The 21,054-nt window shown below is 62.1% G+C and carries 20 protein-coding genes; 7 read left to right on the top strand and 13 right to left on the bottom strand.

Features of this window, described 5'->3' with window-relative positions; translation table 11 throughout:
- Nucleotides 1-61 precede the first annotated feature (61 nt).
- Complete coding sequence (locus QP828_RS02935; RefSeq protein WP_126134973.1) at nt 62-1,897, bottom strand: AMP-dependent synthetase/ligase; 1,836 nt, start codon at nt 1,895-1,897, stop codon at nt 62-64.
- Nucleotides 1,898-2,027: 130 nt separating this feature from the next.
- Here QP828_RS02935 and QP828_RS02930 point away from each other — a divergent pair, with 130 nt between their 5' ends.
- The 5 genes from QP828_RS02930 to QP828_RS02910 all read left to right on the top strand — a co-directional run bounded on the left by QP828_RS02930 (nt 2,028) and on the right by QP828_RS02910 (nt 7,360).
- Entirely contained in the window at nt 2,028-2,933 is a 906-nt protein-coding gene (locus tag QP828_RS02930; protein WP_274732778.1) for a PIG-L deacetylase family protein, read from the top strand.
- A gap of 159 nt (nt 2,934-3,092) precedes the next feature.
- Complete coding sequence (locus tag QP828_RS02925; RefSeq protein WP_274732780.1) at nt 3,093-4,022, top strand: ATP-grasp domain-containing protein; 930 nt, start codon at nt 3,093-3,095, stop codon at nt 4,020-4,022.
- Nucleotides 4,019-5,245 carry a glycosyltransferase family 2 protein gene (locus tag QP828_RS02920; RefSeq protein ID WP_274732782.1) on the top strand — a complete coding sequence of 409 codons (1,227 nt, stop codon included), beginning with the start codon at nt 4,019-4,021 and terminating at the stop codon, nt 5,243-5,245. Before QP828_RS02925 ends, QP828_RS02920 begins: the two co-directional genes overlap by 4 nt.
- Entirely contained in the window at nt 5,242-6,660 is a 1,419-nt protein-coding gene (locus QP828_RS02915; protein WP_274732784.1) for a sensor histidine kinase, read from the top strand. Before QP828_RS02920 ends, QP828_RS02915 begins: the two co-directional genes overlap by 4 nt.
- A 28-nt stretch (nt 6,661-6,688) precedes the next feature.
- Nucleotides 6,689-7,360 carry a response regulator transcription factor gene (locus QP828_RS02910; RefSeq protein WP_274732786.1) on the top strand — a complete coding sequence of 224 codons (672 nt, stop codon included), beginning with the start codon at nt 6,689-6,691 and terminating at the stop codon, nt 7,358-7,360.
- Between the two features lie 70 nt (nt 7,361-7,430).
- Here the strand turns inward: QP828_RS02910 and QP828_RS02905 are convergent, their stop codons facing one another.
- Nucleotides 7,431-7,985, bottom strand: a complete 555-nt coding sequence (locus QP828_RS02905) for a hypothetical protein (protein WP_274732788.1) — start codon at nt 7,983-7,985, stop codon at nt 7,431-7,433.
- Here QP828_RS02905 and QP828_RS02900 point away from each other — a divergent pair.
- On the top strand, nt 7,984-8,181 hold the full coding sequence (locus tag QP828_RS02900; protein ID WP_274735061.1) for a hypothetical protein: 198 nt from the start codon (nt 7,984-7,986) through the stop codon (nt 8,179-8,181). The genes QP828_RS02905 and QP828_RS02900 overlap by 2 nt on opposite strands.
- Before the next feature lie 33 nt (nt 8,182-8,214).
- Here QP828_RS02900 and valS read toward each other — a convergent pair whose 3' ends face one another.
- The 10 genes from valS to proC form a co-directional block, all read right to left on the bottom strand.
- Nucleotides 8,215-10,857, bottom strand: coding sequence for a valine--tRNA ligase (gene valS, locus QP828_RS02895; RefSeq protein WP_274733993.1), 2,643 nt, complete (start codon nt 10,855-10,857; stop codon nt 8,215-8,217).
- 159 nt (nt 10,858-11,016) lie between these two features.
- Nucleotides 11,017-11,742, bottom strand: coding sequence for a tyrosine-protein phosphatase (locus QP828_RS02890; protein ID WP_126134982.1), 726 nt, complete (start codon nt 11,740-11,742; stop codon nt 11,017-11,019).
- The gene (locus QP828_RS02885) at nt 11,742-12,758 is read right to left on the bottom strand and encodes a metallophosphoesterase (RefSeq protein ID WP_274733995.1); all 1,017 of its coding nucleotides are present in this window, start codon (nt 12,756-12,758) and stop codon (nt 11,742-11,744) included. The genes QP828_RS02890 and QP828_RS02885 overlap by 1 nt, the downstream gene beginning before the upstream one ends.
- The gene (locus tag QP828_RS02880) at nt 12,755-13,660 is read right to left on the bottom strand and encodes an ABC transporter ATP-binding protein (RefSeq protein WP_274733997.1); all 906 of its coding nucleotides are present in this window, start codon (nt 13,658-13,660) and stop codon (nt 12,755-12,757) included. Before QP828_RS02880 ends, QP828_RS02885 begins: the two co-directional genes overlap by 4 nt.
- On the bottom strand, nt 13,657-14,463 hold the full coding sequence (locus QP828_RS02875; RefSeq protein ID WP_274733999.1) for an ABC transporter ATP-binding protein: 807 nt from the start codon (nt 14,461-14,463) through the stop codon (nt 13,657-13,659). The genes QP828_RS02880 and QP828_RS02875 overlap by 4 nt, the downstream gene beginning before the upstream one ends.
- The gene (locus QP828_RS02870) at nt 14,460-15,344 is read right to left on the bottom strand and encodes an ABC transporter permease (protein WP_274734000.1); all 885 of its coding nucleotides are present in this window, start codon (nt 15,342-15,344) and stop codon (nt 14,460-14,462) included. Before QP828_RS02870 ends, QP828_RS02875 begins: the two co-directional genes overlap by 4 nt.
- Nucleotides 15,341-16,381: an ABC transporter permease gene (locus QP828_RS02865; protein WP_274734001.1), complete on the bottom strand. Its 1,041-nt coding sequence runs from the start codon at nt 16,379-16,381 to the stop codon at nt 15,341-15,343. Before QP828_RS02865 ends, QP828_RS02870 begins: the two co-directional genes overlap by 4 nt.
- Nucleotides 16,381-17,910 (bottom strand): ABC transporter substrate-binding protein, encoded by a 1,530-nt coding sequence (locus tag QP828_RS02860; protein ID WP_274734003.1) that lies wholly within the window; start codon nt 17,908-17,910, stop codon nt 16,381-16,383. The genes QP828_RS02865 and QP828_RS02860 overlap by 1 nt, the downstream gene beginning before the upstream one ends.
- A gap of 123 nt (nt 17,911-18,033) precedes the next feature.
- Nucleotides 18,034-18,375 carry a hypothetical protein gene (locus QP828_RS02855; protein WP_126134989.1) on the bottom strand — a complete coding sequence of 114 codons (342 nt, stop codon included), beginning with the start codon at nt 18,373-18,375 and terminating at the stop codon, nt 18,034-18,036.
- Complete coding sequence (proC, locus tag QP828_RS02850; protein ID WP_274734006.1) at nt 18,376-19,176, bottom strand: pyrroline-5-carboxylate reductase; 801 nt, start codon at nt 19,174-19,176, stop codon at nt 18,376-18,378.
- A 146-nt stretch (nt 19,177-19,322) separates the two neighbouring features.
- On the opposite strand from proC, the gene QP828_RS02845 reads away from it, so the two are divergent.
- Complete coding sequence (locus QP828_RS02845; protein ID WP_274734007.1) at nt 19,323-20,105, top strand: SDR family oxidoreductase; 783 nt, start codon at nt 19,323-19,325, stop codon at nt 20,103-20,105.
- A gap of 75 nt (nt 20,106-20,180) precedes the next feature.
- On the opposite strand, the gene QP828_RS02840 is transcribed toward QP828_RS02845, so the two are convergent.
- Nucleotides 20,181-20,909: a pyroglutamyl-peptidase I gene (locus QP828_RS02840; protein ID WP_274734008.1), complete on the bottom strand. Its 729-nt coding sequence runs from the start codon at nt 20,907-20,909 to the stop codon at nt 20,181-20,183.
- Between the last annotated feature and the right edge of the window lie 145 nt (nt 20,910-21,054).

Below are 21,054 nucleotides of genomic sequence, written 5' to 3'. Positions count from 1 at the left end.
GTGAAACGAGACGGGGCGTGGACTAAGAAGCCCCCGCCCCGCCTCGTAGCTGAACTATGACCTAATCGCGGTTCTTATCGCCCTTGTCCCCGTAAATATCGCGCCCGATCACGGTGGCGAAATCGCGGAGCACCGCGGTGCGCTTCACCTTGAGAGACGCGGTGAGGTAGCCGTTCTCCGGGGTGAAATCAATAGGGAGAATAACGAATTTACGGATGGATTCCGCCCGGGATACCGCTTCGTTGGTGCGCTTAATGGCGCGGTCCACCGCGGCGATAATCTGCGGATCATGCACGGCTTCCGAAACGGACATGGCCGGCAGATTCTTATTCTTCAGCCAGATGGGCAGCATCTCTGAATCCAGGGTGATGAGGGCGCCCACGAAAGGCCGCTGATCACCCACCACAACCACCTGCGAAATAAGCGGGTGGCCGCGCAGCCGATCCTCCAGGATCGCGGGGGAGACGTTCTTCCCGCCGGCGGTCACAATAAGTTCCTTCTTCCGCCCGGTAATCCACACGAAGCCATCTTCAATCTTGCCGAGATCGCCGGTGCGATACCAGCCGTCCTCGGTAAATGCCTTGGCGGTTTCTTCCGGGTTATTCAGGTACTTGTGGAAAACGTGATCGCCCTTGACCAGCACTTCACCGTCGGTATCAATCGCGACGTGGCAGCCGGGATACGCCGGCCCCACCGAACCTATCCGCTGGTGGTTGAAGCGGTTCACGGTGGTCGGTGCGGACGTTTCCGTTGCCCCGTATCCTTCAAAAATGTTAATCCCGATGCCGCGGAAGAAATGCCCCAGCCGTGCGCCCAGCGGCGCACCCCCGGAAATCACATTCTCGAGGTTCCCGCCGGTAATCTCCTTAATCTTGGAGTAGACGAGGCGCTCACCCACTTCATGCTGAGCTCGCAGCGCCAGAGACGGCCCGGCCGCGCTATCCAGGGCCCGCGAATAGGCGATAGCCACCTTGGCGTAATAGCGGAAAATCTTTTGCTTCACACCTGTGGCCTGGGCATCCGCCGCGTTGTAGATCTTCTCGAAAACGCGCGGTACCGCCAAAATATAATGCGGCTTGAAGGACTTCATATCCTCAACGAGGTTATGGGTATCGGGGCAGTGCCCGATGGTGTTACCCGCGTAGAAGGCCACCAGGTTAATAAAGCGTGCGAAAACATGGGCCATGGGCAGGAAGAGGAGGGTGCGCTTCTCGCCGGAGAGGATCGGGGCGAGGTTATCATCCAGCGGCCCGTTAATAACTACGTGCAGCAGGTTGCGGTGGCTGAGAACCACGCCCTTAGGCCGGCCTGTCGAGCCAGAGGTGTAGATGACGGTAGCTTCGTCGTCGGCATGCATCGCATCGATACGGCGGTCAATCTCAGCATCGAGATCCATGGTGCCGCGCGCGGAAATCCGGGCCAAGTCATCGTCAGAAATAACGAAAATATCGCTAAAGAAATCAAAATCGGAACGGAAGGGCGCCATAACCGCGGCCATCTGTTGGTTTTCAACGACGGCGAAGCGGCAGTGCGCATCTTCCACAATCCAGCGAGCCTGCTCCGTGGAATCAGTTTCATACACGGTGACGGCCATCGCGCCAATGGACCACAGCGCGAAATCAACCACGCAGAATTCGTAGCGAGTGTGGCACATGAGTGCGATACGATCCCCGGGCTGGACGCCCATGGCGATAAAGCCGCGTGCCAGGGCACGATATTCGGATTCGAAAGTCCGCCACGCCACCGGCACCCATTGCCCCAACGAGGCCTTGCGCGCCACCACGGTGCGCTCGGGCTGCTCGCGTGCGATATTACGGAAAACCCACGGAATCGTCATTTCATCGGTGATATGAATCTTTCCGGGAGTGAAAACTTCAGTCCGCTCGATTTCGGCCATGATTCTCCTCAAGGTTACGCGTGAGTAAGTAAAGTGTACGGCACGCGCGGGAAACGGGGGTGGAGGCGCGATGAGAGAGTTCTCATCACCTCCTCACCGCGATATTAACACGGGGCGGAACACTGGAGCCATGACGATCTCCATGAATGCTCTGCTTGCCGTGCTCCTTTTGGTGACGGCACTGTCCGTTGTTCTTCTTGAAACTTCAGTACGACGACGCATCCGCGCCTTCCGGCCCCTCCAGCTTTTCACGCTGGGAAGTGCCTTCCTTCTTGTCCCGGCTAATATCGCCTTGTTAGGTGGGGATGCGCCCGGGAACCTGGAGCGGTGGGTGAGCCTGGGCTCCGTTGCGGCGCTGGTTACCCAGTTTGTTCTCTTGGTGAGTGGTTGGATTCCGGTGGGGGCGGCGGTGCCCACGCGCCGTATCCTCGCCGTCGGGGCACATCCCGATGATCTGGAATTGGCCTGCGGGGGTACCTTGGCTCGGTTGGCCGATGCCGGGCATGAAATTCATGCCATCGTGGCCGCGGATGGTGCGGTGGGAGGTAATGCCGGGGAGCGGGCCGGGGAAGCCCAGCGCGCCGGTACTTTCCTCGGGGTGACCACCTTGCGCACTCTCGGCCTGCCCGATACTCAGCTAGCTGATCACGAAAATACTCTCACCAGCGCCATCGAAGAAAAAATCCGAACCCTCAACCCGGATATTATTTTCACGCATTCGGCCCACGATCAACACCAGGACCACACCGCCGTGCACCGCGCTACCATGCGGGCCGGGCGGCGCCACCCGGCGATTCTCTGCTACGAATCACCTTCGGCTACCGCGAACTTTTCCCCGCAGGTCTTCGTGGATATCACCGAGTACACCGGGGTGAAAAGCGCCGGGGTGGCCATCCACGCCGACCAGATGGACAAACCGTATATGGCTGGCGACGTGCTCACCGCCAAAGCTAATTTCCGTGGCGAACAAGCCAAAATGGAGGCCGCCGAGGCTTTTGAAGCGGTGCGTATTCCCGCTTTCCGTGGCGTGCTCTAAGCCCCGGGGTAAGTGCCCACCCCGCGGCGCTGCGCTGTGCCGTGTGGTGCACCGTTTGGTGCCGTGTAGCGCTGTTCTCCGCACCGCGGCACGCTGCGCTGCGCCGTATGGTGCACCGTGTCGCGCCGTCTCTCCACTATTACCGAAGGATCAATCACGATGACTCATTCCGCTCTTACTTCCCGCCCGCGAGTGCTCGTTACCGGGGCCGGCGGCCCGGCTGGCTCCTCCCTTCTCACCCAGCTGGATGCCCGGCGAATCCCCGTGCTCGGCGTTGATATGGCGCCTCGCCCCCGTACCGATGGTGCGCGGATCCTCCCGTGCCCGCCGGCCACAGCTCCGGATTTTGTTAGCGCCCTGGCCGCCATCTGCGAGGAGTATTCGATTGACCTCATCATCCCCACCGTGGATGAAGAACTTTCCATCCTTGCTCCGCTGCGCAGTGCGCTGCTCCATCGGGCCCGCATTGCGGTTTCACCCACCGCAGCGGTGGCTATTGCTGCCGATAAATGGCTCACCCATCGGGTAGCAGACAGCCTCGGCCTGGCCGTGCCCCGGAGTCTGGAAGGCCCTGCCCTCACCGAGGAAGGTGCCTACTGGCTCGGATTCCCCTACGTGGTACGCCCGCGGGTCGCACGTGGCGGGCGCGGGGTACGCCTGGAAACAACATTCCCGCCCACCGTGCCATTGCGCGATACCGAGATGGTCTCCGCCTTCCTCCCCGGAACCGAATACTGCGCGCAGCTCTACCTTCCTCTTCCCGCATCGGGGCACACCGCCACCGTGGTCGTGCTAGAGAAAACCAGCCTGGCCTCCGGACAGCACGGAAACGCGACCGGGGTCCGGCGCGTGAAAGCCCCAGATGTTGCCGAACTAGCGCTCGCGGCGGCGCGGGCGGTGGGCGTGAACGGCGCGGCTGACGTTGATATTCGCCGCGATACTCAGGGCCGCCCCGCGCTCATCGAAATCAATGCCCGTTTCGGCGCGCATAGCGCTCACGCACCAGAATTGTTGGACGCGCTCCTGGATGCTTACGCACCCGCGGAGGCTACTTCGGCACCTCACTCCGCTATCGAGGTGACCGCATGACCACCTTGCTTCTCATTCTTGCCGTTCCTACCCTCATCCTCACCGCGGTGACCTGGATGATGTACCCGGCCGCCATCCTCGGTGAGATGCGCCAACGCCCCCGCCCCCTCTATGGCCCGCACACGAAAGTGTCGATTATTATCCCCGCCTATAACGAAGAAGTGGTGCTCGGCGCCTGCCTGCGCTCCATCCTTGCTACCGGCTGGCGCCGTTTGGAGGTCATCGTCGTCGATGATGGTTCCACGGACGCGACCGCCGCCGTTGCCGCGCCCTTCACTCGCGATCCGCGCGTGACCTTCCTCAGTAAGATCAACGGAGGGAAAGGCAGCGCCCTCAATCTCGGTATCGCTCATGCCACCGGGGAGATTCTCATTTTCGTGGATGCCGACGGGCTCTTCACTCCCACCACCATCCCGCAGCTTTTGAGTGGATTCCGCCATCCTGGGGTGGGCGCCGTATGTGGCAACGATCAGCCGGTCAATATCACCGGTCCGCTCACAGCTCTGCTTGCCCTCATGACCCACGTCGGGACAGGCATGACGCGCCGTGCCCTCGCTTTGCTGGGGATGCTTCCCATCGTGGCAGGAAATTCCGGGGCGTTCCGTGCTGATGCGGTGCGCCGGGTCGGAGGTTTTCGGGAAGATACCCTGGGGGAGGATCTGGAGCTTACCTGGCGGATCCACTTTGCCGGATGGGACGTGGAATTCGCGCCCCACGCCCTGGTACTGGCCGAAGTCCCATCCACTCTGTCGGCATTATGGAAACAGCGGGTGCGCTGGCAACGGGGTCTTATTCAAACCGCTCGTATCCATCGCTCCCGTCTCACCTCTCCTTGGCGGCGCCCCATTGACGCCTACCTGCCTATCAATCTCTTCTCACTCCTCGTCGCCCCGGCGTTCCAGGTAGCCACTCTCGCGGTGTGGGCGGTTGCAGCACTTAGCGGGGCGGCTCCGAATTGGATGAACATACTGGTGGGGGCGGGACTGGTGGTCGCCTTCGCGGTAACGGTGCTTTCTCTTGTCCTGGATCGTGCCTGGCGCGACCTGCGTCTCCTTCCCGCCTTGCCCCTGTGGCTCCCCTTCTCCTGGATGATGAGCGCCGCGACGGTGTGCGCGATCTGGCTAGAAATGCGCGGAAAAGCCAGCGAATGGAATAAGCTGGAACGAACGGGCGTGCACACCGTGCCGCTCCCGCCCGCCGCCGTCGAACGGGAAACAATGTGACATCACGTCCTATTACGATTCGTTTTCGGATTGCCGCCACCATGGTCGCCCTCGTTGCGGTCGTGCTGGCGGCAACCGGCGTTGCCGTTGTTCTTACCGAAAGCCGTATGTGGCGCGCCCAGGTGGATGCCACCCTGGTGCGGGTGGCAGACGAATTTCGGGTGCTGGCTGAAAACGGAGTCGATCCGGAAACCGGGCAGCCCTTCGCCGGGCCATCCCAGCTCATCGAAACCTATCTTTCGCGCACCGTCCTTTCCGAAGCGGAAGGGGAAATGGGGATCGTGGACGGGCGGGTCGCCTGGGTGGGCGGTGATACCAGTCCGGTACGCCCCGAGGAAGACTCCGGACTGGTGCGCCACCTCCTCCCGCTCACCCGCAGCGGGGAAGTCACGATGGGTACCTACGCGGGTACGCAGCGTGAATATCGCTATATCGTGGTGCCGGTGCAGTTCTCCGACTCGCAGCCCGGCGCGCTGGTGCACGTGTATCTTCTTGATGTCATCAGTGCCCGTATCTGGAACCTTATGACGGTGCTGGCGGTGGTCTACCTGGTGGCGGTGAGCGGCGTCGTCGCCATCGCGTGGCGACTGGTGGGGCAGCTGCTGCGCCCCGTGGAGCAGCTGCGTGCCACGGCCGAAAATATTACCGCGAATGCGGATTTGTCCCGCCGGGTGCCGGTGGAGGGGCGTGACGATCTGGCGCGGCTCTCGACGGCGATAAATACTATGCTCGATTCCCTGGAAACCATGGATGCCGATCAGCGCCAACTTTTAGATGACGTCGGGCACGAATTGCGCACCCCCATCACGATTGTGCGCGGGCATCTGGAACTCATGGACGCTGCCGATCCGAGTGACGCCGCTGATACCCGCGCCCTGGCTCTCGAAGAACTGGACCGTATGAATTCGCTGGTAGGCGACTTACTCACCCTCGCAAAATCCGAGCGTGCTGACTTTGTGGTGCCTCGCGAAGTTGATATTGCCGCGCTCACCGAGCGGATTTTCGATAAAGCTACCGGGTTGGGCTCGCGTGCCTGGAACCTCGGCGAGGTGGCACGTGGACAAGTATGGCTGGACCCGGAACGTATTACCCAGGCAGTGCTGCAATTGGCCGCGAATGCCGTCAAATACTCCGAAGATGGCTCACCGGTAGAGATTTCCTCGACCGTGGCCGGAGGCCGCGTGAGTTTCACGGTGGAAGATGCCGGCTGCGGGATCGCCCCGGAGGATACCGCTCGCATCATGGAGCGCTTCGCGCGCGGGCGTAACACCGGGCGTTCGGAAGGCTCCGGGCTCGGGCTCGCGATTGTTAGCTCTATCGCCCGGGCCCACGGCGGGGAGGTAACGGTGCGCTCACGTTTGGGGGAGGGCTCCGTGTTTACGCTGAGTTTGCCCAGCGTTTATCGGGGAACGTGATAGCCTCACAACCGGAGAAGGGAGCAAGATGAGCACCATCCTCATCGTCGAGGACGAAGAGCGCATTGCCCGCTTTATTGCGAAGGGGTTGAGAGCAGCCGGCTACACTTCCACCACCGCATCAAGCGGTGGGGAGGCTGTTGACCTGGCGGTTCATACCCCGTTCGATTTGATTATTTTAGATATTGGTCTGCCGGATATCGACGGTTTTGCGGTGCTCGAACGCTTGCGCGGTCAGGGGCTGGATACTCCGGTTATTCTCCTCACCGCCCGCACCTCGGTGACAGACCGCGTGGCCGGGCTCGAGGGCGGGGCCGATGATTACATGGCGAAGCCTTTTTCTTTCGAAGAACTCCTCGCGCGTATCCGTTTGCGTTTGCGCGACGCCGCAGCCACTCCGATACCAGCTAGCTCTGCCACCCAGCTTTCCCACGGCGGCATCACACTGGATTTGCTATCCCACCACGCCCATGTGGGTGGGAAACAGGTGGAGCTGTCCGCGCGCGAATTTACCCTGCTGGAAACCTTTATGCGCCACCCGGGGCAGGTGCTTTCCCGCGAGCAACTCCTTTCCCGGGTTTGGGGCTATGATTTCGATCCAGGTTCCAATGTGGTGGACGTGTATGTGCGCTACCTGCGCGGGAAAATCGGGCGTGACCGCATCGAAACGGTGCGTGGAATGGGCTACCGCCTGAGCTAGAGCAGCGGGGCCTTCTCAGAGAAGGATCGGGCTGCTAGCTCAGGCGGTAGCACCGAGGTATTCAGATGATTTAGTCGTCGCCATCATCCCAATCGTCATCGTCGTCGTTATCATCCCAATCATCGTCGGCATCGTCATCGTCGCTGCCCCAATCATCATCGGAGTACTGGGGCGGGACGGGGCGTGCGGGCGCGGGAGCTACCCGCTGCGGGGCGGGAGCTACCCGCTGCGGGGCGGGAGCCAGCGCAGCCGGTTCCGGAGAAGGAGCCGGTGCCGGAGCAACGTTCGCGGGGGCTGGTACGGTGCCCGCGGGCGCCGTCGTCGTACTATCTGAAGCGCCACTGGCGAATTGGTGCGCATTTTCGGCCACATCAATCAAAAGACTGCGCAGGGTAGCACGCTGTGCGTTGTTGAGCGGAGGGCGCGTCGGTGCGGGCGAAGCAACCGAAGCGGCGCTGCCAGCACCGGTGGTGGTAGCGGAAGTGGAGGAAGGCGCCGTGACGGTAACTGCGGGGCCCACAGACTGGGTACCGCTCCCGCTCACGGCGTGAGCAAGCTGCATCCCCAAGAAACCGAGGAGCGCCAGCCCGAGAAGCACGGCAAGAAGTTTCACACGAGTTGTCATGCCTTTAGTACACCGGAGCGAGATGACGGGGCTAGGAAACAATGATGAGAATCTTCTCATCATCGGGACCTACCTGTGGGGGCGCAAGACACGGTGTGGTGGTGAAGGCTACCTGGTGGCGCGTTCTAGCGCGAATACGGGGGTGGCGGGCCCGCTCTCGCAGACCCGCCACCCGAATTCGCTCAGTTGTACGTAGCGCTACGCGTGATGCGCCGTGGCGCTTACGGTACTACTTCCGCTTCGGCTCCGGCTCATCCAGTTCGTAATCACCAATGGTGATCTGGTCACTGGCCTCCGTATCCGGGGTGAAGCGGAGCTCCCCGCGCACGTGGGCGGCGCGCACCAGATCAGCGCGCACCTCCTCCAGCAGGGAGGTATTCCCACGTAGCTCGACCCGAGCGAAGCTGGTGCGCTGCGACACCTTCGCTGCGGATTTCACGCCGCGCAGCACCGTGAGGGCCTGGCCGGCGATCTCGAGCAGTTCCGCATTCCCGGAACCAGCCGCCTCGCGCAAAGGCGCCGCCTCCGGCCACGCCGCCCGGTGCACCGAGCCGGTACGGTACCAGCTCCACACCTCAGCGGTGGCGTAGGGGATAAAGGGCGCCAGCAAGCGCAGGAAGGTATCCACCGCAAGCGCCAGCGTCACCCGGGCGCTCTGCGCCTCGGGGCTATCCGAGTAGGCACGGTCCTTGACCAGCTCCAGGTAATCATCACAGAAGGTCCAGAAAGCCGTTTCTGCCACTTCGAGAGCACGAGTGTGATCAAAGGCATCAAAAGCGGCGGTCGCTTCCTCCACCACGTGCGCCAGATCTGCCAGTAGGGCACGGTCAATCGGTTCGGTTACGCGGGAAGCATCCAGACACACCGGAGCACCCGCCCCGCCCATACCGAGCGCGAACTTCGAGGCATTGAGCACCTTCATCGCCAGACGGCGCCCCACCTTCATCTGCTTTTCGTCAAAGGCAGCGTCCACGCCCAGGCGCGCGGAGGCCGCCCAGTAGCGCACCGCATCCGCACCGTGCTTGACGAGCAGATCCATGGGGGTGACCACATTGCCCTTGGATTTGGACATCTTCTTATGATCCGGATCGAGAATCCACCCCGAGATCGCCGCGTGCTTCCACGGCAGTTCCCCGAATTCGAGGTGTGCGCGCACCACCGTGGAGAAGAGCCAGGTGCGGATAATATCCTGACCTTGCGGGCGCACATCCATGGGGTACACGCGCTCGAAAAGATCCTCATCGGTGAGCCACCCGCCCGCGATTTGCGGGGAGAGGGAGGAGGTTGCCCAGGTATCCAAGATATCGGTTTCCCCGGCGAAACCGCCCGGCTTACCGCGTTGATCTTCGGTGTACCCGGCCGGCACATCGCTGGAAGGATCTACGGGCAGGCTCGCCTCATCCGGGGTGATGACGGCGTCGTACTTCACTTCACCGTTCTCCGAAATCTCGTACCACACCGGAATCGGCACCCCGAAGAAACGCTGGCGCGAAACAAGCCAGTCAGAGTTGAGGCCCTTGACCCAGTTGTCGTAGCGCACGTGCATGAAATCGGGGTGGAAGGCCAGCTGATTGCCGGCCTCAATGAGGTTATCGCGCAGCTCCTTGCCGTTTTTCTCCACGTGGGAGCGCCCGCCGTTGCGGATGTACCACTGGCGCGAGGTCACAATTTCGAGAGGCTTATCGCCCTTTTCGAAGAAGTTTGTTTTACGCATGGTCGGCTTTTCCTCGCCGATCATTTCCCCGGTTTCCTTGAGTTTCTCCACCAGAGCCTTGCGCGCCGAGAACGTGGTTTTCCCAGCCATCTCCGCGTACATGGCGTGCCCGGCCTCCGAAGTAATCCACTCGGGGATATCGCGCACGAGCCGGCCATCCTTACCGAGCACGCTGCGTAGCGGCAGCTGCAATTCGCGCCACCACTCCACGTCCGTGACGTCGCCGAAGGTACAGCACATGGCGATACCGGCACCCTTATCCATCTCCGCCTTCGGGTGGGCGAGAACGGGCACCTCCATCTCGAACACGGGCACGCGCACGGTGGTGCCGAAGAGGTGCTGGTAGCGCTCATCATCAGGATGGGCGATGAGTGCCACGCAGGCGGGCAGCAGTTCCGGGCGGGTGGTTTCGATCACCACATCCTCGCCCTCCCCGTGGAAAGCAAGGGCATGATAGGCGCCCGGATAATCGCGGGCCTCAAGTTCAGCCTGCGCCACCGCGGTCTGGAACGTAATATCCCACAGGCCCGGGGCCTGCGCCTGGTAGGCTTCCCCGCGCGCAAGATTACGCAAGAACGCGGTTTGGGCTACCTTCTGGGCTTTTGCTCCGATGGTTTGGTAATTCTGCTTCCAATCCACGGATAGCCCCAGGTGGCGCCACAATGCCTCGAATTGCTTTTCGTCCTCTTCGGAGAGTTTCCAGCACAGCTCAATGAAATTACGCCGTGAAATGGGCACCTGGTCCGCGTACTTAATGGATTTTGCGCCTCCCTGGTGCGGCGGCACAAAATTCGGGTCGTAGGGCAGAGAGGCATCCCCGCGCACCCCGTAGTAGTTCTGGACGCGCCGTTCGGTGGGGAGGCCGTTATCATCCCAGCCCATGGGATAGAACACTGATTTGCCGCGCATACGCTGGTAGCGGGCCACGGTATCGGTGTGCGTATAGGAAAAAACGTGGCCGATATGCAGCGAGCCGGAGACCGTGGGCGGCGGGGTATCTACAGAAAAGACTTCGGAACGGGTAGCGGTGCGGTCAAAGGCGTAGGTGCCTTCCGCCTCCCACCGTTCGCCCCAGGTAGTTTCAAGACCGTCGAGAGTGGCACGATCCGGTACCTCCGTGTGATCGAGGAGTTTGGACTCTTGGTTAAAACTAGTCATGGGGCTATTGTTTCACGCCCCGTGCGCTGCGGGAAACTGCGCCGTACGTGAGAGGGGCGACGGCGCAGCTACGGCGCGCGGTGCTTCGGGCGCCGTAGCTGGTATCCGAGGCCGTCAGAATGGCGCACCGCCCCGTTATCAGAATGGCGCACCGCCCCGTTAGAGGCCGGTATCCGGTTCCACCAGGTGGGCGTGCAGCAGATTAAAAACAGCCGGGTCGATCCCGTGCCCGAGGAGGTATTCGCGCGCCCCGCCGGCCGCCTCAATGCGCACCGTGGCGGCGCTCAAGGCTTCTTCGGTCACGTAGACGGCGCGGTGCGCGGCCGCCCCCGGGATATATTCGCGCCCCATGACGAAGGCAAGGTCCTCCTGGTAGCTTTCGCCCAGCGCCGTGGCGGAGGTGAGGTAATCCGCCAGGATTGTTTCGCGGCTTGCTCCGAGGATGGAGAGGATCAGCCCGGTGACCACCCCGGTGCGGTCTTTACCGGCGGTGCAGTGGATAAGCACCCCGCCTTCCGCGGATAGCTCTGCCACCGCGGTGACCGCCTGCGCTAATTGCCCACCGAAATTGCGGGCCATCTGCATATACAAATCGGCAAGTTCGGACCATTCCAGGTGGGCAAGCTGATTATTGAAAATAGGCACGGAGGCAACGCTCACCCCGTAGTCTGCCCAATTGGTGGTGCCGGCGCGTTCGGCGTCGTCGCGCAAATCAATCACGCCGGTGATGCCCTGCGCTCTCAAAAAATCTCCCAGGCTCTCATCGTGGCGGAAAGCCGCTGAGGAACGTAGCAGGGCGCGCTCGCGGATATGCCCGCCGGCCACTGGAGTTCCTCCCAGGGAACGAAGATTATGCAGGCCGAGGGGCAAGCGTGGGGAAGTCATCACTGTCCTTTCGAACTGGCGTAAAGCGTATTTTCTAGCAGGTAGGAGCCGGGCCCGTCCCAGGCGAGCGGATCGCTCGGGCTCCACCCGGGCCGCCCGGCTCGCCGGCCGATAGCTACAACCTCCTCCGGGCTATAGGCAAAGATCTCCTCGCCCGGCTCTATGTCGCTGGGCAGTGCGGCCGCGACGTCGTCCAGGTAGGTGATGTCCTGGTGGATACTGGCCTCGCTGATCTGCACCACCGAAAAAGCCGAGCGGGCTCGTGCGCTTTCCCATTCGGGGCCCCTTCCGAGCGTTGTTTCGTTGGCGAGGGCCGGGCCGACCACCACGGGAACCCCTCCTGCGCGCCCGCGTCCGGCCAGGTGGTAATGCCCTGCCAGCACCACGGCGGGCGCCACTTCCCAGGATTGCAGGCCCTGCGCCAGGCGCGGGGCATCCATGAGACGCAGCGCCCCGTGGAGCACCGTCGGGGCAGCCAACGGCGGGTGGTGGAGGACAAGAACGGAGTGGATGGGCGCGGTGTCGATACCGGGGCAGGGCACGCCCTCCACCCCCGGTGTGCTATCAGCATTCGTGATGGCGTCCTCGATGCGGTGGATTTGTTCACCGAGGTAACCGAAACCGCGCCCGGGAACGGAGCTGTCAGCCGCAACGAAACGCCAACGTGTTTCTGCCACGGTGATATCGGTGACGGAAAAGATAGGGTCCATGGGTGCGCCGGGCAGGTCGAGGGCCTCGCGCATGGCGGGGCGCCGGTCGTGATTCCCGCAGGCCCAGACCACTGGCGCATCCCACCGTTCCGCCAGTGGTGCAAGGGTTCGCGCAGCGAAATCGTAGGAAGCGGGGGTGCCGTCATCGGAAATGTCTCCGGAGACCACGATGGCCTGGCAGGGCGCGAGCTCGCCGGCGGCCGCAACAGCCGCTTCTAATAGCCCGGAAGTGTCAATTTTTCCGTAGTGGCGGGCACGCTCGGCCCGCACATGGGTATCGGAGAGGTGCAGGATTCGCAAGCTCATAGGTCATCGTCTCCCTCGGATGGCGTGATAGACGGGGCGGCAGTCTCGGGCTGCGGTGGCTCAGGTAGCAGCGGAACTGCCGCGATAAGTTCACGGGTGGCCGGGTGACGCGGATGCTCCAGAACCTGCGCCGTGGGAGCATATTCGACGACGGTGCCCCCGCGCAGCACCAGGGTGTCCTCACACAGATTCTGGACAATGCCCAAATCATGAGAGATCACAATGAGGGTGAGGTTCAGGCGGGCACGCAGGTCGTGGAGAAGCTCCAGGACGGTGGCTCGTACCGAAACATCGAGGGCGGAAACCGGTTCATCGGCAATAAGAACCTTGGGTTGGCAACCCACGGCGCGCGCAATAGCGACCCGCTGGCGCTGCCCTCCAGAAAGCTCGTGCGGATAGCGTGAGCCCCATTCCGGGTTGAGATCCACGGCGGCCAGCGCATCACGCACCATCTCCCGGTGCTTGCCCGGCACGCGCAGCAGGCGCAGCGGTTCTTCAATAATCTGGCCCACCGTCATCCGCGGGTTGAGGGAAGCAAAAGGATCTTGCAGCACTAATTGGACTTCGTGGCGCAGGCGGGTAACACCCAACTTTCCGTAGCGCACCTCCTGGCCCCGGTAGGTGATTGAGCCGCCGCTCGGCTCGAGTAAGCCGAGCATCATGCGGCTCAAGGTGGTTTTCCCCGAGCCGGATTCGCCGATAATCCCCAGCGACCGCCCCGCTCGCACTTCGAACGACGTGGGTGCCAGAGCCACGGTGCTTCCGTAGGATTTGGTGACATTCTGGCAGCTAAATAGGACCTCCCCGCGTTCGACAGGCCAGTCTTTTTCCAGCGGCGCCCGAGAAGTCATCCGCAGGGCGGCCTCACGTGGATCCCAAGTTTTTTCCGATGTGCTTGTCATGACTGGTCACCTCCGTGCACCGTGGGACGTTGCAAGCTGGTGGCGCGGGCCGCTGCTACAAGATCGTGGGTATAAGGATGCGCGGGACGGAGCAAAATATCCGCGGCGCTCCCTTCTTCTACCAGTTCGCCGCGGCGCAGTACGAGGATGCGTTCGGAGGTGTGGTAGGCCACCGCCATATCGTGGGTAATCATGAGAACCGCGGTGCTATGTTCGCGGGCGGCATCATCCATGAGCTGCAAAATATGGGACTGCACCGTGGCATCCAGTGCGGTTGTCGGCTCGTCCGCAATGAGGAGGGCGGGTGCCAAACTCATCGCCATGGCAATAACCACGCGCTGGCGTTGGCCCCCGGAAAGCTCATGGGGAAAGCGGTTAATAATGCTTTCCGGGCTAGGGAGCTCCACCATGCGGGCCAGCTCGCTGGCCCGCTGCGTCGTCGCCGATTTTTTTAATCCCGCGTGAATACGCGAGGCCGCCACCAATTGGTGCTTAATACGCACCACCGGGTTGAGCGCCGTATGCGGTTCTTGGAAAATACAGCCGATGCGGCGCCCCCGAATTTTCTGGAACTGCGCATCGGAGGCGCCCACCAATTCGCGCCCCTCAAAACGAATCGAACCGGTCACGTGCGCCCCGCGGGGGAGCAGCCCTTGGATTGCCATTGCCGTCATCGATTTTCCGGACCCGGATTCACCGATGAGGCAGACCCGTTCGCCGGCCTCCACCGTGAAGGAAACTCCGCGCACCACCTCGGTGGAACCGAAAGCCACGGTGAGATTACGTACCTCAAGAAGACTCATCGCGTTTCCCTTCCGCGCGGATCTAGCACATCACGCAGTCCGTCCCCCAACAGGTTGAATCCGATAATCGTCAGGACAATCGCGGTGGCCGGGATAAGAATAACGGTCGGGTGGGAATACATGAAGCTCTGGTAGGTGGAGAGCATGCGCCCCCAGGACGGAGTGGGGGGAGGGGTGCCCAGCCCCAGGTAGGACAGGCCGGCTTCCGCGAGCGTGGCTGTTCCCATGATTTGGGTGACGCGCACAATAAGCGTGGGAGTGATCGCCGGGAAAATATGCCGCGAGAGAATCCACCAGGAGCGCGCCCCGGCCGCCACGGCCAGGAGCACGTGATCGGAGGCGGTAGCACGGCGCAATTCAGGCAGCACGGTGCGGGTAACCGCCGGAGCGGAGCCCAACCCGATGGCAACGGTGGACGTGAGGGTAGAACCGGAAAATGCGGTAACGAGAATGAGGGCGATGATGAGGGTGGGGAAAGCCACCCACACATCGGTGAGACGCTCCGTCAGGGAACCGAGCCACCGCGGGGCATAAACAATAATCGAGGCGAGGAGCAGCCCGACCACCAGAGCCACCACAGCTCCTCCGACGCTGGTGAGCACCGTGACCCGCGAACCCAGCACCATGAGGGAGAAAATATCGCGCCCCAGCTGATCGGCGCCAAACCAGTGCGCCCCGCTCGGGCGGGCCCAGGAGGCACGCGAATCCACGCTTTCCGGATCGTAGGGCACCCAGATGAAAGAAAGAACAAAGGTGGCCAGTACCGCCAGCACCACCGCGGTGCCGATAAGGCCGGCAGGATTGCGCAGCAGGGCCCGCAAGCGGGCCCGCCACGGAGAAGTAGCGGAGAGGGCCCGCAGGGCTGGAGAAGGAATACTCATCGCAACCTCACTCTCGGGTCAAGGAGCCGGGAGGCCACATTCGAGAGCATCATCAGGAGAATAACCGCTCCGGAGAGCACCATGAGGAAGCCTTGGACGGTAACAATATCGCGGGTAGATACACTCGCGACCAGGTGGTGCCCGATACCGGGAAGCGCAAAGACCTGCTCGACCACCACGGTGCCCATGAGGAGGGCCGCTGCATCGAGGGCGATAACAGCCAGGAGGGGGAGCCAGGCATTCCGCAGCGCCTGGGTGAGCAGGGCGCGTCGGCGGCTCATCCCCTGGGCACGGGCGGTGCGCACATAATCTTGGCCAAGCTGTTCCAATACGGCGGAACGCACGTAGCGCACCAGTCCCGCCGTTTGCGGGATCGCCAAGGTAATGGCGGGCAGGATGAGACTACGGAGCGCCGCTCCCGGATCGCCCCATCCCTCGCGCGGGAATCCGGTGGAGGGAAGATGAAGCGGGGTTGCCAGGTACATGACGAGAAGCATTCCCAAGATGAAGGTGGGGATGGCGATGCCCAACTGGGAAAGCCAGGAGACCAGGCGCCCGGCCAGAGTGGTGGAGCGAGCCGCGGCATATACCCCGATCACCAGAGCAAAAATAACTGCCAAACTCAAAGACATCAGCGCAAGCGGCACGGTGACCTGGAGTTTCGTCACGAGCTCGTGGGTCACCGAGAGGGAAGAAAAGGGAGAGGTGCCGAAATCGCCGGTGAGGGCGGCGCTGAGCCAGCTCAAATACTGGACGATGAGGGGACGATCCCAGCCGTGCTCGGCCCGGATTGCTTCAATTTGCGCGTCGGTGGCGTCGAGGCCACCCATGATAACGGCCGGATCGCCGGGCAGGGTGTGAAGCGCGAAGAAAATCACGAAGGAGGCGAGGAGCAACGCCGCCACCGCCCACCCCAGCGCGGAGAGCACGATGCGGGCGGTACGCGACGTCGTGGTACGGAGCACCGTTTCGCGGTCCACGGTGCCGGGAGCTGCACTAGCCCCCGGCACCTGCGCGAGCGCGAGTGGTTCAGCCATTAACGCGCAACCTGAATATCAGCGGCGTAGAAGCGAGAACCGGTCCGGTTGGTCGGGAATCCGGAGACCCCTTCCCGGGAGAAAATAATGGCCTTGGGGCTGTAGAGCCAATCCGAGGCCGCATCTTCGGACACGAAGGTGGCGAGCTCACCGAGCTTCTTATCACGTTCCTCCAGCGAGCTGGCGGTCATCGCCTCCTTATTGAGGCGTTGAGCATCCGCGCTGTCGTAATGCCAGTAGTAGCTGGGATTGGAGTAGTAGGTGAGCGTCCACGGATCCACGTGGAGCACCATCGTCATATCGTAATTGCCCCCGCGGTAGACCTCATCGAGCCAGCTGGAAAACTCCATCCGGTCAATCGTCACATTAATGCCGATTTCCTTGAGCTGGGCCGCTATATATTCGGAAATAGCGGAATCGTAATTATTGGCTACCCGCAGGTTGAGAGAAAGATTTTCAGCACCGGCCTTCTTGAGCAGTTCACGGGCGGCTTGCGGATCATAGGAATCAATATCGTTGAGGGAATCGCTCCACCAGGCCATCTCGGGGGAGACCATGGAGCCGACCCGCACCATATTTCCACCCAGCGCGGTAATGAGACCATCCTTATCGATGCCCTTGCGGATAGCGGTGCGCACATCCTTATTTGCCAGCGCAGGATTGCTGTGATTGAAGCCGAGCGTCATCCATGAAGTTTCCGTGCCCTGCGAGGTAATAATTGCCGGGTCGGCCGCGAAACGCTCCACCGTATCGGTGTTTTGGGTGGTGAGAATATCAATTTGTCCCGAGGCAAGCGCGTTCGCAGCGGCGGTCTGATCCGCGTAATAGTGGTAGACCACTTCCTTGGTGCCGGCCGGATCGCCCCAGTAATTGTCATTGCGTTCGAGGGTGATGGTGGAGCCGGTCTTCCATTCACCGATGGTGAAGGGCCCGGTGCCATTCGATTCCTTATTCAAATCGACCGTGTTATCAGAGGGCACCATCATGGCGGCATCCGTGGACATGCTGTCCAAGAAATTCATATTCGGTTCGGATAGGGTGACGACGACGGTATGCGGGTCGGAAGCCTGCGCGGATTTAAAAGTGCGCATGAGCTTATGATCGGGATTCTTCGAACCTTCGGCAGCTGAAGCTTCCAGGGTGGCAACCACATCCGCGGCATCAAAATCAGAACCGTCGTGGAATTTCACGCCCTCGCGCAGATGGAAAGTGTAGCTGAGCCCATCTTCGGAAATATCCCAGGAAGTGGCCAGAGCTGGCAAAATATCACCATTTTCAGCGCGGCGGGTGAGGCCTTCGTAAACATTATCGATAACAAGTTGATCGAGAGCTGCGCCGGAGACCGAGGTTGGATCCAGCCCGGTGGGTTCCAAAATAAAACCAACGTGCACCGAGGCATCCGGGTTCGCATTCTGAACCGGGGCCGGGCCACTGGCGGGGGAGGAAGCCTCACCGGAGGGCGGGTTGGTTGAGCATCCGGACAGCGCGAGTCCGGCAACGAGCAGGGCGACGCCCGCAAAACGCTTCATATCTGTTCCCATCAGGTAGTGAAGTCAAAATATGGCTCGGCGCATCGCAGCGCGGACGCTTCACCATATATGTATCTATCGAGTCAATGTGAACCGTTGGAAAACGTGGAGTTAAAAGGCGAGCTACCTCTCCTTTGCGTCAGTATCGCGGATAGAGCGGGACGCGCGGGTCCCGGGTTTGGCGTGCTTGGCGCGCCGGCGAGCCTCAGCGGCTTCGCTTTCCAGATCGTGCACCACGAGGCGAGCGTGGCGCGCGGTCAAGATGGGGTGGATTTTCTTCGCGGCGCGCATGGCGGTGGCGGTTCCCTCCGCCGCGGCCGCCAAAATGCGTTCTTTTTCTTCCGCGGTCCATTCGTGGGTGCGCATAAAACGTAGTGACCGTGCCTCGCGCAGCATGGAAATTCCCCACAGAATCAGCACCACCAGGAAAATCCCAGCGAAGCTGAGGATCGATAGTCCGTTCATTTAACTGAGATTCCTATCTTTATCAATACTGGCCTGCACGCCGCGCACGACGGCCGCCCCGAAACCGGCACGTTCCAATTCCACCACACCGGCCACGGTGGTGCCGCCCGGGGACTGCACCGTATCGGCCAGGTCGGCGGGAGATAGTTCACTTGCGAGCACCAGGCGCGCCGCACCTTCCACCGCCTGTGCGGCGATACGCACCGCCTGCGCGGCCGGGAGCCCATCAGCAACGGCGGCGCGTTTGAGGGCATCAATATAGGTAAAGGTGAACGCCGGGGAGCAGCCGGCGAGCGCGGAAAAGACGGAAAAATGCTTTTCTTCCAGGGTGATATGGGCACCCACTGCGGCGAAAACTTCCCGCACCGCGTCCTGTTGAGCGGGGGTGACGGAGCTGGAGAAGCACAGCGCCGTCATGGAGGCGCGCACACTGGCGGCCACATTCGGCATGGCGCGCACGAGCGGTTGCCCCGGGGCGAGATGGCGGGCGAGAGTGGCAAGTTCAAGGCCCGCCGCGATAGAGACGATAACGGTGCCGGCGGCACGTGCGGCGTCGCTAATTTCTTCCAGAACGCCCGCAACCGCGTACGGTTTCACCGCGACGACGACGATTCCGTCCCCCACGGCCGTGACCAGCTCGGTATTTGAGGTGGCCGGGCGCGCCCCCGTTTCCTTCGCGAAGTCGCACGCCGCCTGCGCATCTTTTGCAGAAACGACGACGGACGCCGGGTCCGCACCCGCGGCAAGCACCCCGCGCGCCAGGGCTCCTCCCATATGTCCGGTTCCGATAAAGCCGATCACGAGCACTTCCTTTCTACCAGCTAGGCCCGGTGCTCCCGCAGCGGCGCTGAGCGAACACCGGGTATGCTCTCCGCGTTTTATTTTAGGCTGAAGAAAGGTGTTTTATGGCCGGCGTGGCTCTCACCCGGCAGAACGGAGGGTTTGACATGTCACATCGAGTACTCGTGACCGGAGCATCCAGCGGAATTGGGGCGGCGAGCGTCCGTGCCTTGCGCGCGGCCGGATGGGAGGTGATCGCCACCGCGCGGCGCGAAGATCGGCTCCGCCAGCTCGCCGAGCAAACCGGGTGCAGCTACGTGGTAGCGGACGTGACCAAAGAGGCCGACGTCGCACGGCTCGCCGCCACCGTGGCGGAAGCCGGCGGAGTGGACGCCCTGGTCAATAACGCCGGTGGAGCACGCGGGCAGGATCGCGTGGCGGACGCGAAAATCGAGGATTGGGAGTGGATGTACCGCGTGAACGTGCTCGGTACCTTGCGCCTTACCCGGGCGCTGCTTCCACATATGCGCGAGAATGGCGGGAGTATCCTCTTTGTGACCTCCACGGCGGCGCAGGAAACCTACGTGGGTGGGGCCGGATACACGGCGGCCAAGCACGCCGAACGCATGATAAAAGACACCCTGCGTTTGGAACTGGTGGGAGAACCGGTCCGGCTCATGGAACTGCGCCCTGGCATGGTGATGACGGAGGAGTTTTCTAAGAACCGGCTCGGCTCGGATGCCGCAGCCCAGAACGTTTATGCCGGGGTTGCCGAGCCACTCCTCGCCGAGGATATTGCTGAGACGGTGGTGTGGATGCTCTCCCGCCCCGCCCACGTCAATATTGATTCGGTGGTTATCCGCCCCGTTGCCCAGGCGAATTCTTGGACGGTGGCCCGCGCCGGGAGCGACGTGGTGGAGTTGCCTTCCTCGGGGCTGGACGGCGAGTAGGGGGCACCGGGGCGCTGGCACGGTGCCGGCGTAGTACCAGCACCGTGCCAGTATGTGCGGGCATCGTGGGGGAAATTACCGCCCCTCGGCGACCTGCCGGGCAAGTTCAGCAATCGCCGCGGCAATCCCGAGGCTGAGATCATCGAAGGTACGGGCGCACCGGGGGAGCACCGGGGCGGCGCTTTCGCCTAACGGTGCGCTGCACACCGTTTCGGGCAATGAGGCACGCCCCGTGTCGCTTAGTGGCGCCGGCTGCGGCGCGGGCGGCGCATCGGTTTCCGCACCCACCGTGGCCGTCCCAACGGTGCGCAGGGCCGGCACGTGAATGAAGATGCCGGGAACCGCAAGCCGGGCCACCCGGTAAGCAACGTTATTGCAGAGGTAGCGTCCCGGATCTTGGCTCGTTTCCGCAGCAATACCGGACTCGTTAATAGCGCGGGTAATATCTGCCACCCGCACGGGGCTCACGGCGATATCTGGACCGCCGGGAATAATGGGTTCGCCGTGGGGTTGGGCTCCTGCATTATCAGGAATCCGAGCGAGGTTTTCATTAAAGGCTTGGAGCTCCGGGGTGATGGCGCTGCGGCCACCGGCCTCCCCGATGGATATGACCGCATCGGGATGAATACGCTCCACTGCCTCAGCCAACACTTTCCCAGCGCGCGCGAAAACCACCGGCAGCATTACCGTCGTGACTTCCACCTCGCAAGGAAGAACCATATCGTGAAGATGCGGGATAGATCGCAGGGCCGCCTCTCGGCTCGCGTTTTCGGTATCGGCACCAAAAGGCTCAAAATAAGTCACTAAAAAACGCACACTTCACCCTACCGCGGACCTCCCTGTGGATAAATGCACGGGTCAAAGCTTGCCTGTGGATGGGCTCTGGACGGATGTTTCCATGCCTGGCACCATCGGCTCAAGCGCTCAGCAAGCGGCGCTAACACACAGG

This window comes from Actinotignum sanguinis (genome assembly GCF_030230305.1).
GTDB classification, from domain to species: domain Bacteria; phylum Actinomycetota; class Actinomycetes; order Actinomycetales; family Actinomycetaceae; genus Actinotignum; species Actinotignum sanguinis.
This window is presented reverse-complemented; position numbering and strand designations above follow the sequence as displayed.